The organism is Hahella sp. NS-SX17 (assembly GCF_057367735.1).
Map to the genome: position 1 here is coordinate 3,405,100 of NZ_CM170632.1, position 14,881 is coordinate 3,419,980.

Here is a 14,881-nt window from a genome sequence, read left to right on the forward strand (position 1 = left end):
GGAGACGCGACGCAAATTAATTACGAGCATCTGTGGTATGAGCACTTATAAACGATGGATTGAACAGAATCAGAACGCCTGGGCTTCTCTGCTGCGTTCTGGCGAAGTGGGGTATTGGCGCGAGCAGGGCCGCGCCGATCCCATAAAAAAAATAGTGGAAGGCCAAAATGAAACAGCAGGCGAGCAAACTCTGCTGACGCTGGACGCTATGGGTCTGCGGGACAATATCAGGATTCAGGACTGTCTGCTGACCGCCTTGGCCTGCGCTTCAGGTAAGGCGCTGGGTCTTGAACGAGTCGGCGTCGAACGGGAAGGGCATGGACGCGACCATGAGTCACAGGACGACACCATTGACGTCGCCAGCGCCATAGGCTGGTTTACCTGTAAATTTCCCTGTTGTTATCCCGTGCTGGATGATGAAGAAGAGATGTATCAACAGGTGCGGGAGCATTCCCGCTTCGTGCCGGGCGGCGGCGTGGGTTATGGCGTTCTGCGTTATCTGGCGCCGCAACGCATTGCGGACGCCGTCGCCGTCCAGCCTGCGATTTCTTTTAACTATCTCGGCGAACTGGGGCAGGCAAAGCCGGAGGCGGCCCAATCTGATCCTGAGTCGAGCGGGCTGTTTGCGCGGCCCCACAGTCTGCTTAGCTCGACCGGCGGCGAGAAACTCAAACCCTTCTATCTGATTGACCTGAATGCATGGCTGGAAGGCGGGACGCTTAAATGTCGTCTGTACCTGGATGGTCGATTGCCTCTGGCCGCGACGGCTCTCAAAGCCTTGACGCAGGCCTTTGCGGCCTCGGCGCAACGCTTGCTGCAAACGAGGGCGCAGGAGACGTCCGCCTGGCCGGTTTCCTCCTTTCAGCAGGGGCTGATTGGTTATGCGCGCAGCCATCCGCACTCGCAGCGCTACATCGTGCAGTGGCGGGTGCGTTTACAGCGCCCGGTGACGTCAGCGCGGTTCAGGGAAGCCTGCCGTCGATTGGCGCAGCGTCATTCGATTCTGCGTTCCGGTTATGACTTCAATCCCGCCAACGGAAGCTTCAGCGTTCAGATCGGCGCTGCGGAGCAAACAAAGGTGTCGGTGCGCGACGAGGTGACCGACGACGAGGCGTTGCAGGCGCTTTGCGCAGCGCAGAAGAGTGAGCCGTTTGATATCGCGCGGGGGCCCTTGATCCGATATGTGCTGGTTAAAGGGGGGGACAGCGATTGTCTCATTCTGACGGCCCATCATTTGATTCTGGATGGTCAGTCCGTCTCTGTGCTGCTAGACGAGTTGCTCGCCCTGTGCGACGACGACAGGCTCCCCGCCGCGCCAGCCCAGTATGCGGATTGCGTCAACTGGCTGAACCGCAGGCGGCCGGAAGAGGCCGCCGCCTACTGGCGGCGATTGCTGTCGCCCTTGCAGACGGCGAAAGCGGAGCTGATCGCGGTGGGCGAAGCAGGCGCCGAGGAGACGGAATACCGCCAGAAAACCTTAACCTTTGAGCTTGCCGCGAGCAGCATTGAACGATTACGGCAGGAAGGCGTGACGCTGTCTGCGGCGTTCAACGGCCTGTTGGGAATGACCTTGTCCCATTACTACCGGGGCGGTCCGGTGCGGTGGGGGGCCATGGCGAGTCTGCGCCCGCCGGAGCTGCCGGGCGCGGAACGTATTATCGGCCCATGCATCGCCACCTTACCGGTGGCGGCGGCCCATGAAGACGCCGAGGGGGCGCTGGATTATCTGAAGCGAATTCAGGAGCAGATGGCGGCGTCCATGGAACACGCGCATTTGCCCTTGCAAGAGATTGCGCGACTGGGCGCCGGCGGGCAGTTGTTCGACGTCCTGTTCTCTTTCCAGAACTTCGCGCGGACGGCGCAGACAGCCTATACGCCGTTACGTCTTGATGAACAGGAAGAGGTCATTTCCTCTCACTTTCCCCTGACGCTGACATTTGAGCAGGAGGGGACGAGCCTGGCGGTGCGGCTGTGCTGGAAGCCGGTTAACTTCGCCGAATATGTGGCGACGGATATCGTCGAAACCGTGGTCGCCGCGTTCAACGCACTCCCGCAGAAAGCGACGCCGCCGGCGGCGCGATTGATGGGGCCGAGGACGGCGGGGGCGGAGACGCTGACCTCCCTGTTCGCAAACGCCGTGGCGTCTTTCGGCGACCGTGTGGCGGTGCTGGATGAGCAGGGAAGCGCACTGAGCTATCGCGAACTGGATCGGATGAGCGATAACGTCGCCGCGCATCTTTGCGCCAAGGGAGTGACTGGCGCTGTCGGCGTCAGAGCGGCGCGCAGCAGCGCAATGGCGGCCATGGTCATAGGCGTGGTGAAAGCCGGTTGCCCGGTGGTCAGTCTGGAACGGGCGTTTCCTGACGCCCTGTTGCGTGACCTGGTTGAGGACGCCGCCTTGCAGGCGATGCTGACCTTTAACGACGAAGCCTGCGACTTTAACGTCGAGGGGCTGCCAGTACTGACTTTTGAGCGCGCGCTCGACGGCGTCTGCGCGCCAGCGACGGCGGAGATAACGCCGGCGACGTTGTGCGCGGTTAACTATACGTCGGGCTCCACCGGCAAGCCGAAGATGGTGCTCAGCGATCATGCTTCTCACTGCAACCGTCTGCGCTGGCTGCAGGACGTCTTTCCTGCGCAAGAGGGAGAAGTGTTCTGCTTCAAAACCTTATTGGCGTTCGCCCCCGCCTTGCGTGAAATTTTCGAGCCGCTGATCCAGGGTGCGACGCTTTACGTGTTCCCGGAAGGAGTCCAGACGGATCTGGATGCGTTCACCGCACTGGCGGCGGCGCGGGGCGTATCGCGCTTGTTCATGACTCCGACCATGTTGCAGTTGATGGTGGATAATGGCCACATCTCCCGCTTATCGGAACTGCGCTACCTGGAAATCAGCGGCGAAGCCGCGCCTCTGGCGCTGGTGCGCAGGCTGCGGGAGGCATTGCCGCAAGTGCGTTTGCTGAATCGCTACGGCGCCACCGAGGCGGCTTCCGTCGTGTATGCGGACCTGACTGCAGCCCCTGACAACGGGGAGCGCCAGCGTCCATCACCGCGTGAATATGCGCCTCTCGGTCGGCCCATTCGCAATAGCGCCGCCTGTGTGGTGAATGAAAACCGGCAATGGGCGCCCCGAGGCGTAATAGGAGAGATCGTTCTCGCCGGCGCCAGTGTGGCGCGAGGCTATGGGACGCCGGAGCAGGAGAAAGATGTTTTCTTCCACCTGGCGGCGGACGACGCCCAGTCTGCACCGGAGCGGGCGTTGAGCACCGGGGATCTGGGGTATGTCAACGAAAATGGCGCGCTTTGCTATCTCGGTCGCCGCACGCGGATGCTGAAAGTCAGGGGCTACCGTATCGAGCCCAGGGCCATTGAGCTGCAATTGGAGACTCATCCCGATGTCGGTAAAGCCGTGGCGCTGTCCACGGAAGCGCCAGGCGGGTCCCGTATTATCGCTTTCTATACGCTAAAGCCGGGAGCGGCTGACGGGGTTCCTGCAAATGAGCTGAAAAACTATCTGTTGCAACGACTCCCTGCGTACATGACGCCATCCGAGCTGCGCCAGGTCGCGCGTATTCCAGTGACCGCGAGCGGCAAAGTGGATGTGGTGACGCTGCGTCAGGAACTGGAACGGGAAGCAAGCATTCCGACAGCGGCGACCGCGATGGAAAACAGAATCGCGGCGCTGTTTGCCGAACTCTTTCCAGACGCTTTCAGCGGCGGCGCGGCGAACCTGCAAGCGGACTTATTCTCACTGGGACTGGACTCGATCTCTGCGCTACGTTTGCAACACAAGATCGAAGTGGCTTTGGAGCGCTCCTTACCTATCTCCAAGCTTTACGAAGCGCCGACTATCGCCGACCTGGCCGCTTATCTCGAAGAGGACGCGGCGCAGACGAACTCAGCGCCTTATCTGGTGATGAATGCGGCGCAAGCACGGGAGACGTTGTTCCTGCTTCCTCCCGCCGGCGGAGGCGGGCATGCCTACCTTCCTTTGGCGCCGAGTCTTCCCAAAGGATTGCGCGTAATCGCCTTCGATCCTCCTGAACTGGAAGACGCAAAACGCAGCGTGGAAGCATTGGCCGCCTACTACGCGGAGCAGGTGAACGCCCTGAGAGGGGAGAGCCCGCCGCTGTTGGGAGGATGGTCTCTGGGCGGAACCATCGCCTATGCGACAGCGGCGCAGCTCCGGGAGCAAGGCATGGATATCGGCGCGCTGATATTGCTTGATCCCGGCTTCAACACATCTTCCGCGGATGCGGCTTTGGACGAAGACAGGCTGCGCCAATTGCTCTCGGCGCAACTGAAGGAAACTGGTCTGGAGGAAGCGGAGGCGCAACGCCAGTTGCAGCGTTTGCATCAGGACAGCCGCCTGATCGCCGACTATCGACCTGATATCTATGAAGGCGACGTGCACTTGATCAAACCCTCCCGGGCGGCGCCGGGCGAGCGCAACTTTGATAAACCTCTGAACGGTCTGGAAACCCTGTGTGCGGGAGACATTGACCTCGTTACCGCGCCAGGCGACCACATGAGCATGTTGACGGAGTCGGCGGATTTGATTTGCCGGACATTGGAGAAGCTGACACGGGGAGGAAGTATGCAATGAGGCCAAGAATACTGTTACTCGACGCGATTGCGGAAGAAGGCGTGGCGGCGGTGCGGGAGTTCGCTCACCTGGATAACGGTTGCGGATACAGTCGGGAAGAGATCGCCCGGGAACTGGAAGGCTATGACGGACTTATTATTAAAAGCGGCAATTTCATTGATGAAGCGCTGTTGAGCCGGGCGCCCCGCCTGCGAGTGATCGGCCGGGCGGGGTCCGGCACCGACAATATTGATATGGCCGCCGCCCGTCGTTTCGGGGTGGAGGTCATCACTTCGCCGGAAGGCAATGTGGAGTCCGTGTCCGAGTATGTGCTTTGCATGATGCTCATGTTGTGTCATCGCTTCAACGAGGCGCATCTGGGCTCCCGCCGCAACGACTTCCGCCGCCATCTCTGGCAGGGCCGCAATCTGGCGCGACTCACGGTTGGCGTGATTGGTCTGGGCCATATCGGCCGTGGCGTGGTCAACAAGATCGCGCCTCTGTGTGCGCGCATGTACGGTTATGACCCTTATCTGGACCCCGCCCAGGCGCCCCCCGTGAGCAACTTCCAGCTCGCCTCCGAACTTGATGAACTATATGGCGCGTGCGACATCATCAGCCTGCAAACGCCCCTGACGGCGGAGACCCGTGGCCTGCTCGACAAAGACGCTTTTGCGCGCATGCGCAAAGGAACGCTGCTGGTGAACGCTTCCCGCGGCGGCGTGATCGACGAAGCGGCGTTGCTGGAGGCCATGGAGCAGGGCGTCATCGCCGCGGCGGCGCTGGACACGCTGGAGCCGGACCCCGAGTACGGCAGATCTCCGGAGCGCAGCACCTACAGCCACTTTCTGATTCATCATCCGCAGGTGTACTACACCCCTCATATCGCCGCCGGCGCCCGTGACGCCCTGCAGGATGTCGCCTGCCATCTGGCGGCGAGGATGCGTGATTTCTTCGCAAGGAACGAGCAATGAAAAATTCGAGAGGCTGGTTCCTCGAACCGGTCAAACAACACCGGCGATTATTGTACGAGGTGCTTGGAGCGTCCTTGTTCGTGCAAATCTTTTCGCTGGGAATCCCTTTTTTCACCCAGGTTGTGCTGGATAAGGCTATCGTTTACGAGGCCTACTCCACGCTGAGCGTCATCACTATCGCCATCATGTGCGTGCTGCTGTTTGAAGTGGCGTTTATGCTGATCGGGCAGTATATGTTCTCCCACATGGCGAACCGGGTCTACGCCGTGCTTGGCTATAAGCTGGTGGAGCATATCCTGGGGCTTCCCATCGGCTATTTTGACTCCCACTCCCGCGGCGGCGTGCTGGCCCGGGTTAAGGAGCTGGACCGGGTGATCAGTTTCGTCTCCGGCCCCAATACCATCAATCTGGTGAGCTCTCTGGGGTTTTCCTTTCTGTTTATCTTCGTGATGGCGTTTTACAGTCCGACTCTGACTCTGGTGGTCGCCAGCGGGCTGGCGCTGCAATTCCTGGTGGCGTTTATCGTCACTCCGAAGCTGAAGGCGCGCATGGTGGATAAGTTCATGGCGCAGGAGGCGGTTGAAACCTTTGTGGTGGAGACCGTCAACGGCGCTTCCACCATCAAATCCGGCCGCTCTGAAGGCTATCACCTGCACAACTGGAGTCGGCTGGTGTCCGCGAAGGGGCAAAGCAACTTCAGGGCGGCCCTCGCTTCTGGCGTCGCAAGCCAAATGGTTTCTTACATCAATAACGTCATTGTGGTGGGGGTGCTGTTTTTCGGCGCCCATATGGTGATGGAACACACTCTCAGCGTGGGGCAGTTCGTGGCGTTTTATATGGTGTCGGTGCGAGTGACCAACCCGGTATTGAAAGCCGCTGAATTCTGGAAGGAGTTTCAGGAAATACGGGTCTCTATCGATAAGATGGGCGATATTCTCGGCCATGAGCTGGAGGAAAAGCTTGACGGGAATGGACAGCAGGGCGCTGCATTCGGGCAGGACTTGACCGAGGAAAATGTGCGCGACATACGTTTTGAGCACGTCAGCTTCAGGTATCCCCAGGAAGGCGGGCGCGCGTTGTCGGATTTCAATCTGACTCTCAAAGCGGGCGAAGTGGTGGCGCTGGTAGGGCCGTCCGGCTCTGGTAAGACCACGGTGACCAAGCTGTTGCAACGCTTTTATGAACCGGACGAGGGACGCATCACCATCGGCGGAAAAGACATCTCCAAGGTCCACATTCAATCCCTGCGCAAGTTCATCGGGGTGGTGCCTCAGGATATTTTCCTGTTCAACAAAACCATCGTCGAAAACATCAGCCTGACCACAGAAGACGTCGACATGAACAACATTATGCGCGCCGCCCGACTGGCCGGCGCGTCTGAGTTCATTGAGCGACTGCCGAAAGGCTATTTCACCAAAGTCAGCGAGTTCGGCGCGAGCCTGAGCGGCGGACAGAGGCAGCGCATCGCGATCGCCAGAGCGATCTATAACGACTCTAAAATTCTCATTATGGACGAGCCTACCAGCGCGATGGATTACGAGTCGGAACTCATCATCCAGAATAACCTGCCGCAGATCTGCGCCGGGCGTACGGTGATTATCGTGTCTCATCGCCTCGCCACTATTCGCAATGCGGACAGGATTGTGCTGATTGACGATGGGCGCCTGATAGACCAGGGCAGTCACTACGACCTGATCGATAAAGACAGTTTTTATTCCACAGCGTTCCGTTTTCAGCTTGGCGCTATGGAAGATGAGCTGGTGAGCGGTTGATGTCGGCGTGAGCGGTCTTATGAGTGGAAAACATTGATATGGGAAATCTAAAGGAAACCATGAAAGCGGAATTGAAGTTCGATCCGCTTTACATCAAAACCCAGCAAACGCCTCCCAGCCTGTTGGGAAGGCTGCTGCTGTATCTGGTCAGCCTGTTTACCGTGGGATGCATCGCCTGGACGGTGGTCAGTGAGGTGGACATTATCGCCAGCGCCCGCGGCGCGCTGGCTTATGCGGGCAAGCTGAAAGTCATCAAAGCGCCGAGGGAGGGCGTCATCAGCGAAATATTCGTCACCGAAGGCGCGCGGGTGGAGCAAGGCGCTCTGTTAATGCAGATGGATACGACGGAGACCCTGGCGGAGCTGGATAAGCTTCTGGCGGAAAAGAAAGACCTGAGGCTCCGGCGCGCACGGCTGATGCAGTTGTCGCAACTGATTGAAGGTTATTCTCCTGATCGTCCTGAACGGGGCGAAACAGACAGGCAGATTTCCGCGGAAAGCGCGGTGGCGGAAGACCCGACGCAACTTGCCCTGCTCAGAAAGCAGTTCGAGGAGTTCAGGTTGCAACAGGCGGAGTTGCGTCAACAGGAGCGTTTTTTCCGCCAGAAGCGCGCCGCCTCGTTGCGACAGATAGAAGGACTGCAGAGGCTGTTGCCCCTGGGACGGCAAAAAGTGGAAGCCCATGAAGCCGCCTTTGCGGTGAAGAACGTCAGCAAGATCGCATTGCTGGAAGTGCAGGAGAGTTACCTCAAGACCGTTAACCGCCTGGATGAAGAGGAGGGGCGCGCCCAAGAGTACGCGATCAATATTTCAGAGCTTGAACAGCAGCGGCAAACTCACAGAAGCAGTCGTCTGGGGGAGCTGTTGAGTGAACTGGCGGCATTGGAGCGCAGGCAGGATCAGGTGGCGCAAGAGGAAAAGAAAAACCGTCACCAGTTGCAGCTACAGACCATCAAGGCGCCCATCGCCGGTACCGTGCATGAATTGAAAGTGGTGACGACCGGCGCGACGGTGCTGGCGTCTGACTCACTGGCGACGATTGTGCCGGAAGGGGAGGTGTTGCAGGCGGAATCCTGGATCAAAAACAGGGATATCGGCTTTGTGGAGAGCGAGCAGCCGGTGCGCATCAAGATTGAATCCTTTCCCTTCACCAAGTACGGCGTAGTGGAAGGCGTGGTGTCCTCGGTGTCCCATGACGCGTTTCAGCATCCCGATTATGGGCTGGTGTATCGGGCCCGGATTGCTTTGGCGAGGAATTACATCGAAGTCGACGGCGCCAGAATCAACCTGATGCCGGGCATGAACATCACTTCGGAGATTAAGATCGGTCGGCGTCAACTGGCTGAGTACATTGTCGGTCCAATCATTCAGGGCATGGACGAGAGTTTTAAGGAGCGATGACCGTGCAAGAAATATTCATCAACCGTTTAAGCGCTGCGAGAAGCTGGCCGGCACAGGGGGGACGGTTGTGGCGACCCGGAACGGCGGCGTGATCAACCAGAAAGAACTACCAGGAAGAACTAACCAGGAGGGGCTCAAGTGAATTCGGCATTGGCCAAAAACGACGTCTGGATGGCGGCTTTTCAACGCAAGGCGGGGGACATTCTGAAGTCCGGCGTCTGGGATGAGGTGATGCAATCTATCAGGGCGGATGGGGCGTATAAAATTCGTCTGCTGCCTTTTCCGCTCATTGTGGAGCGCGAAGCCTACACGGCGCTGGCTTCCGCGGCGCGGGAGCTGGCGGCGGCGCAGACGACAGTATTGCGGACGTTGTTGGACGAGTGGGGAAAACCGGCGTTGCTGCGTGAGTTCGGCTTGCCGGAGGCGCTTGAGCCTTACGTTGACTGGGACGAGTTGCTGGCGCTGGATAAGCTGATCGCCCGCTTTGATATCGTGCCTACCTCACAGGGCTTCGTGTTCTGTGAGTTCAACTATGGATCGGCCATCGGCGGCGCGGAGGAATTCGCCTGTTACGGGCGTTACGCCGCTGAGTTGGGGATTCCCGAAATGAAGGCGGGCGTTTCCCCGCATCGCCTTATCGCCGACCTGCTGGCGCAGCGTGTTAGAAACGAAGGTGTTCGCCAGGTCATTCTGCTGGCGTGCAGCAATATCCGAGAGATGGGGTATTTCTCGCCTCAGGGACTGGCGCAACAGGTCAGGGCGGCCTTACCGGGAGTGGAAGTCAGTATTCACGACGAAACCGACTATCCCGGGGCGCTGCTGGGTCCGGAGGCAGGGCGGGACGTCCTGGTCTATCGCATATTTTCCATGGATGAGCTGTTGGCTTGCGAACCCTTCTTCCGTCGTCTGTGGGCCAGCGGCGCCGCCATCGTCAACACGTTCGAGTGCGATATCCGCATGAGTAAACGATGGTTCGCGTTTTTCTATGAGGAGCGCTATCGGCGTTTACTGAGTCCAGAACAGATTGAGGCGATTGAACGCTTCATTCCTAAAACCTTCGCGCTGACCAAAGCCAGATTGATGTCGGCCTTGGTGAACAAGAACAAATACATTTTTAAGGCGCTCAACTCCTATGGCGGCAAGGACATCATGATCGGCGCCGACACGGATATGAGCGAACTTAAGCGGCGTCTGCTGGCGACGGGCGGCGAGTGGATCGCCCAGGAATTCGTCACCGGCGGCAGTCTCGATCTGCCGACAGGATTTGACGGCCAGAGTGAACAGAACCATCTGGTGATGGGACTGTTTCTGGTGGGCGCCGAGGCCAGCGGGCTGAATGTGCGCGCAAGCGCGATATCCAGAGTTGTAAATGTCGCCAACGGCAAGGCGCGCTCCGGCTGGGCGCTGCCCCTCGACCCCTGCGCGGCGACAGTGGCGCTGGAAGCCCTGGCGCAATATCAATGTGAAAGAGAAACCCTGCGAGAAAACGCAAATGCGGCGGCGTCGCTTTGACTCTGGTGAACCGAGACGCGAACCACCGCCTGGAACAGGAGAAGTTAGATGAAAGTGCAGATAAAAACCGAAGGCGCTCCAACCCCGCAGGGCAAGTATTCCCAAGGGTTGCAGTACGGTAATATGGTGTTTCTAAGCGGGCAATTGCCCATGGATAGCAAAACCGGAGCGCTGGTGGAGGACTCCCCCCAGGAAATGTATCGGCAATGCTTCCGCAACTTGCAGGCGGTATGCGAAGCGGCGGGAGGTTCGCTGGAAAACGTGGTGAAACTGAACGTCTACTTCATCGACAGCGCCTACTCCGCCTACCTGGATGAAGTCCTGCCGGAATTTTTCCAGGAACCCTATCCCGCGCGCATACGCCTGACAGTGAAAGAAATCTCCAGGCAGTCCAAAATCGAACTGGACGGCATTATGTGCCTGGGGTAAGTGCATTGTTATCAATCCGGCATAGATGGGGATATTCTTTGCCGGATACTGTTTAATCATGCGGACAAATAGCTTCCTACTGTTTGTCTGCAACGACAGGGCCCGCACCTGTCAAGCCTTGTCTCCCTGCGATGAATGCTGATTTTTATATGTTTACTGAGTTACTTAAAAGCCAAGATACGAAAGAGAGTGCGCTGGACAGGCAAAGGAAGGCTAGCGAGAAGTTTTCTGAGTTGGCGGCTGACTCAGATTGCTTGAAGCTCTATGAAAAGGGCAGTGGAGAGAGTGAAGACTGCCTGATCATCGGCGTCGCCACATACTCAACTCAGGACATGGCGCTGCTTGACGCCATTGTCGCTTCCGGCTTCCACCCCAGTCTGTCGACGTACGTTTATGACGTGTCTCATGCTCGCACCATGGAAGATTTGAATCAGGTGTTCGAAGGAATTGGCGCGGTATACCAGACTCCTCTCCTTTTGCAGCGAGTTGGCGGCAAGGTGCGTGATTTAGCCTGGGGGTATGACGCCCGAGAAAAGCTGAAACAGCTTTACCAAGTAGAATAATTCAAGCATGAAAACGTATGTGGCGGCACTGCTGTCCCACAGTTTGACAGTCATAAGACCAGCCTCATTTGAGGCTGGTCTTTTTGGTTAGGCGGTGGACTAGGATTAAAGATCTCTACCAGCGCCTTTCTTTCAAACAAATTTAGCTGCAGCACCCTCAGCATTCGCTGCACTGACCATCCCTCCCTTGCGCTATGGCGTGCAAAAGCAACCAACAGATAAACGATAAGGGCAATCCAAATCTGCGTCAGAACGGCATTCTTTGAGGTCCCCACAAAGGCTTTGATTTTGAGGTTTTGTTTTATTGCCTTGAAGAACAGTTCTACTTTCCAGCGATCCTTATAAATGGCTGCAATGGTTGTGGCTGCCAGGGTGAAGTTGTTGGTCAAAAACTGATAGTGACGGTTGGTCTCAGCATCCCGATAACCAACTCGACGCAACTTGGGGGCTCCCCGCTTGACTGCGTGAGCACTGCTTAGCTCAATCACCTGATCACTGGTGATTCCTGAGTTTCTTACAACAGGTTTGCGCTCAAGCACCCGATATACGGCTTTTGCTCGAAGCCGGGTAACGAAGCTGACTTTCTGTTTTGTCAGACTTCCGAACCACTGGTAGTCCACATAGCCTTTGTCAAAGGCCAGGATGCTACCCTTGGGGAAAGAGAACTTACGACCCTGGATCATGTCGTTTTCCTGACCGTTACTCAATGCCACAAACTCCGGTACTTCAGTCGCGTGATTAAGTCCAACACTGAGCTTTACATTAGCCGCGTCATCGCGGTGAGCAGCCCACGGAAAGAGTTTAAGCGATAGATCCAGCGCGCTGGCATCCAGAGAATACAAGGGATTCTTGAAGCGAAATTTGTGTTTTCCTGGCTGAGATCTACAACGGAAAAGCAGCTTGTAGAACAAGGCTTCATAGAGTTTGGCGGGTTGCTTTTCATTCAGTCTGGCCAGCGTGGTTCGAGCAATGGGCTTTGCGCCAAGGTGATAGAGTTTATGCCGCTGGGCTTCAAGATTTGACTGAATATCCCGCAGGCTCTGGCGTCCAGACAACTGCGACATGGCCATGCCAATAAACTGATCCCAGCGACTGGCGGATCGCAATTTTTGCCCCACATGATGCTGTTTGGCCAGCCCCTCAAATTCATGTCTGAGAAGCGGTTTTAGGAGTTGTTGGAAAGCGGTGTTATGATGTGACAAAGCCTGAATCCCTTGTTGTTTAATAGTTTCTTCGCAGATCCATTGTAACAACAGAGATTCAGGCTTTCTTATTTATCCCAAACTGTGGGACAGCAGTGATGTGGCGGCGCTTTTTGTCGGCGTTATAGTCGCATAACTATAGCAATTGGCGACTACCACATAGGCGCGAAGGCCTGTGCTTCAAAATCTGGTTTCCTACGCCATTGGGGGGCGTTTGGGACGTATTCCCACTCTAGACTCGGGAACGCGCCCTAATAACGACGACCAAAAAGGACTGGATTCATGCCAAAGAAGAAATTTCGACTCGCCCTCTTATCGGCTCAGCTGCTGCTCGCGGGCATCGGCGCCGCTGGCGCGCAGGGCGTTTTCGCCGCCGGTTGTCCCGCCAGCTGGGCTGAGGGCGGCCAATATCAGGTTGCGCAGGAAGTGTTGTATGAAGGTGATGTCTATCGCGCCTTGGTGACGCACACCGCCTATCCCGGCGCTGGCTGGACGCCGGAGGTAGGATCTCTGTGGGAGCGGGTCGGGCCCGCTGATTGTGACGGCGGCAGTGGAGACGACGGTGGCGATGATCATGGCGACTCAGGTCCCTATAACGGCGCGCCTATCCCGATACCGGGCGTGCTGGAGGCGGAGCACTATGATCATGGCGCTTTCCAGGACACCACCCCGACCAACGAAGGCGGCGCTTTGCGCCAGGACGCCGTGGATATCGAGCCCAGCACCAGCAATGGCTATAACATTGGCTGGATAGAGCCCGGGGAATGGCTCGAATACAGCGTTAACGTCAGTGAGGGCGGCGTTTACACCATGTCCTCACTGGTTGCGGCGGAAAGCGCCGAAGGCCGTTTCGCCGTGAGTATCGACGGCGCCAGGGCGGTGGAAGTGACGGCGCCGGTGACTGGCGGCTGGCAGAATTGGACCTGGGTTGACGCCGGCATTGAGTTAAGCCCAGGCGCGCATACTCTGAGAGTCACCATGCTGCAATCCGGCTTCAACCTGAACGCCCTACAATTCACTTTTGGGGACGGCCCGGGACCAGACCCTGACGTATCCCGCCTGTGGGCGGGCGCTAACCAGTATCAGCTTGCGCACATGTCCGAGACTATTAGACCACTACAATCTGACATATCCCACCAATCATTGAAAACCTGTCCCCGCTTCCCGCTTCCCGCTTCCCGCTTCCCCGTTCGCCCTGAGCCTGTCGAAGGGCTTTCCAAAGCGTTACCACCGCTAAAAGAAAACCAGCTCAGCAATCCCTCTTACTTCAAAAATTTTCCCGATGTCATCACCGTTCGCCCTGAGCTTGTCGAAGGGCTTTCCAGAGCGTTACCACCGCTAAAAGAAAATCAGCTTAGCAATCCCTCTACTTCAAAAATTTTCCCGATTTCATCACCGTTCGCCCTGAGCTTGTCGAAGGGCTTTCCAGAGAGACAGCCTGTTAACAAATTCATTGAAACAGGCATGCAGATAACGGCTCTGGGGTAGGAGTGTTTTCATTATTCGCCCGGGAAAGCCCTTCGACAGGCTCAGGGCGAACGGGGTAGAAAGTAAGCGCGGGGAGATACGTATTCTCAAGGTTTTTGAGTACCGAGTGATCGCGCTGGGATTTATCTAAATCGCCTGGGAAAGCCCTTCGACAGGCTCAGGGCGAACGGGGTAGAAAGTAAGCGCGGAGAGATGTGTGTTCTCAAGGTTATTGAGTACCGAGTGATCGCGCTAGGGTTTACCTAAATCGCCCGGGAAAGCCCTTCGACAAGCTCAGGGCGAATGGAGTGGGAATAAGCGTGAGGGGACGTTCGTTTTTTGTCTTCTTTGACATGGCGTGAAGCCCCTGCGACTAGAGCTTATAAAGCTTCTCATAAAACCCGGTTGTGGTGACGGTTACGGTGACGGGTTGGGCGCCGCCGTTGTGCCAGTACCAGCCATGAGCGCCTTCGAAGGGGGCCTGGAAAGCGCCATTGGCGCTAGTTCTGTTTCTGCCTGTCCAATAGCTGGTGAATTCGTCGCCGGCATTGGGGCGTTCGCCGTGCATGTCGAAGTTGACGGGGCCTTGGGCTTCCCATTTGAACATGAAGCGGTCGCCCTCCTGCATTTGCGCTTTGATCTCAGCGCCTTCATTGGGGCCAAGGGTGATGGTCAGGGTGTCGTTGCGCAGTGGGGCGCTGCTTTTCCATACCGGATTGAGCAGGGAGGCGAGTTGGGCGTCGCTGATCATGGGCTCTTCCGCTGGCTCTGTCACTTCCTGCGGAGCGATGGCGTTGAGCTGGGTCAGGCCCAGGTAGCCGCCGACGCCGGTGGGGTCGATGCCGTATTCCGCTGGCAGCACCGTCGTGACGAGCAGGCCCGCGCCAATGACCATGGCGAGAGCAGTTGCTTTAAACAGTGTGTTGCTGGATGGCGATTCAGCGCGGTTGTGGTGGGTGATGTCATGCATGTCGATTACC

Annotated in this window: 10 protein-coding genes; 8 read left to right on the forward strand and 2 right to left on the reverse strand. The window is 57.4% G+C overall.

From position 1 onward, the window contains the following. The first annotated feature begins 37 nt into the window (after window positions 1-37). The 7 genes from AC2IBB_RS15200 to AC2IBB_RS15230 all read left to right on the forward strand — a co-directional run bounded on the left by AC2IBB_RS15200 (window position 38) and on the right by AC2IBB_RS15230 (window position 11,232). Complete coding sequence (locus AC2IBB_RS15200) at window positions 38-4,603, forward strand: alpha/beta fold hydrolase (protein ID WP_486333676.1); 4,566 nt, start codon at window positions 38-40, stop codon at window positions 4,601-4,603. Then, window positions 4,600-5,556, forward strand: coding sequence for an NAD(P)-dependent oxidoreductase (locus AC2IBB_RS15205; protein ID WP_486333677.1), 957 nt, complete (start codon window positions 4,600-4,602; stop codon window positions 5,554-5,556). The genes AC2IBB_RS15200 and AC2IBB_RS15205 overlap by 4 nt, the downstream gene beginning before the upstream one ends. Beyond that, a complete protein-coding gene (locus AC2IBB_RS15210) occupies window positions 5,553-7,328 on the forward strand; it encodes a peptidase domain-containing ABC transporter (protein WP_486333678.1) in 1,776 nt (591 codons plus the stop codon). Before AC2IBB_RS15205 ends, AC2IBB_RS15210 begins: the two co-directional genes overlap by 4 nt. 38 nt (window positions 7,329-7,366) lie before the next feature. After that, window positions 7,367-8,728, forward strand: coding sequence for an HlyD family type I secretion periplasmic adaptor subunit (locus AC2IBB_RS15215; protein WP_486333679.1), 1,362 nt, complete (start codon window positions 7,367-7,369; stop codon window positions 8,726-8,728). 138 nt (window positions 8,729-8,866) lie between these two features. Continuing rightward, on the forward strand, window positions 8,867-10,240 hold the full coding sequence (locus tag AC2IBB_RS15220) for a hypothetical protein (RefSeq protein ID WP_486333680.1): 1,374 nt from the start codon (window positions 8,867-8,869) through the stop codon (window positions 10,238-10,240). A gap of 48 nt (window positions 10,241-10,288) precedes the next feature. Continuing rightward, a complete protein-coding gene (locus AC2IBB_RS15225) occupies window positions 10,289-10,669 on the forward strand; it encodes a Rid family detoxifying hydrolase (RefSeq protein WP_486333681.1) in 381 nt (126 codons plus the stop codon). A 149-nt stretch (window positions 10,670-10,818) separates the two neighbouring features. Next, window positions 10,819-11,232: a hypothetical protein gene (locus AC2IBB_RS15230; RefSeq protein WP_486333682.1), complete on the forward strand. Its 414-nt coding sequence runs from the start codon at window positions 10,819-10,821 to the stop codon at window positions 11,230-11,232. A 50-nt stretch (window positions 11,233-11,282) separates the two neighbouring features. On the opposite strand, the gene AC2IBB_RS15235 is transcribed toward AC2IBB_RS15230, so the two are convergent. Next, window positions 11,283-12,434 carry an IS4 family transposase gene (locus AC2IBB_RS15235; RefSeq protein WP_486333964.1) on the reverse strand — a complete coding sequence of 384 codons (1,152 nt, stop codon included), beginning with the start codon at window positions 12,432-12,434 and terminating at the stop codon, window positions 11,283-11,285. A 282-nt stretch (window positions 12,435-12,716) separates the two neighbouring features. On the opposite strand from AC2IBB_RS15235, the gene AC2IBB_RS15240 reads away from it, so the two are divergent. Continuing rightward, window positions 12,717-13,922: a carbohydrate-binding protein gene (locus AC2IBB_RS15240; RefSeq protein ID WP_486333683.1), complete on the forward strand. Its 1,206-nt coding sequence runs from the start codon at window positions 12,717-12,719 to the stop codon at window positions 13,920-13,922. Between the two features lie 352 nt (window positions 13,923-14,274). Here the strand turns inward: AC2IBB_RS15240 and AC2IBB_RS15245 are convergent, their stop codons facing one another. Beyond that, the gene (locus AC2IBB_RS15245) at window positions 14,275-14,871 is read right to left on the reverse strand and encodes a hypothetical protein (protein ID WP_486333684.1); all 597 of its coding nucleotides are present in this window, start codon (window positions 14,869-14,871) and stop codon (window positions 14,275-14,277) included. Between the last annotated feature and the right edge of the window lie 10 nt (window positions 14,872-14,881).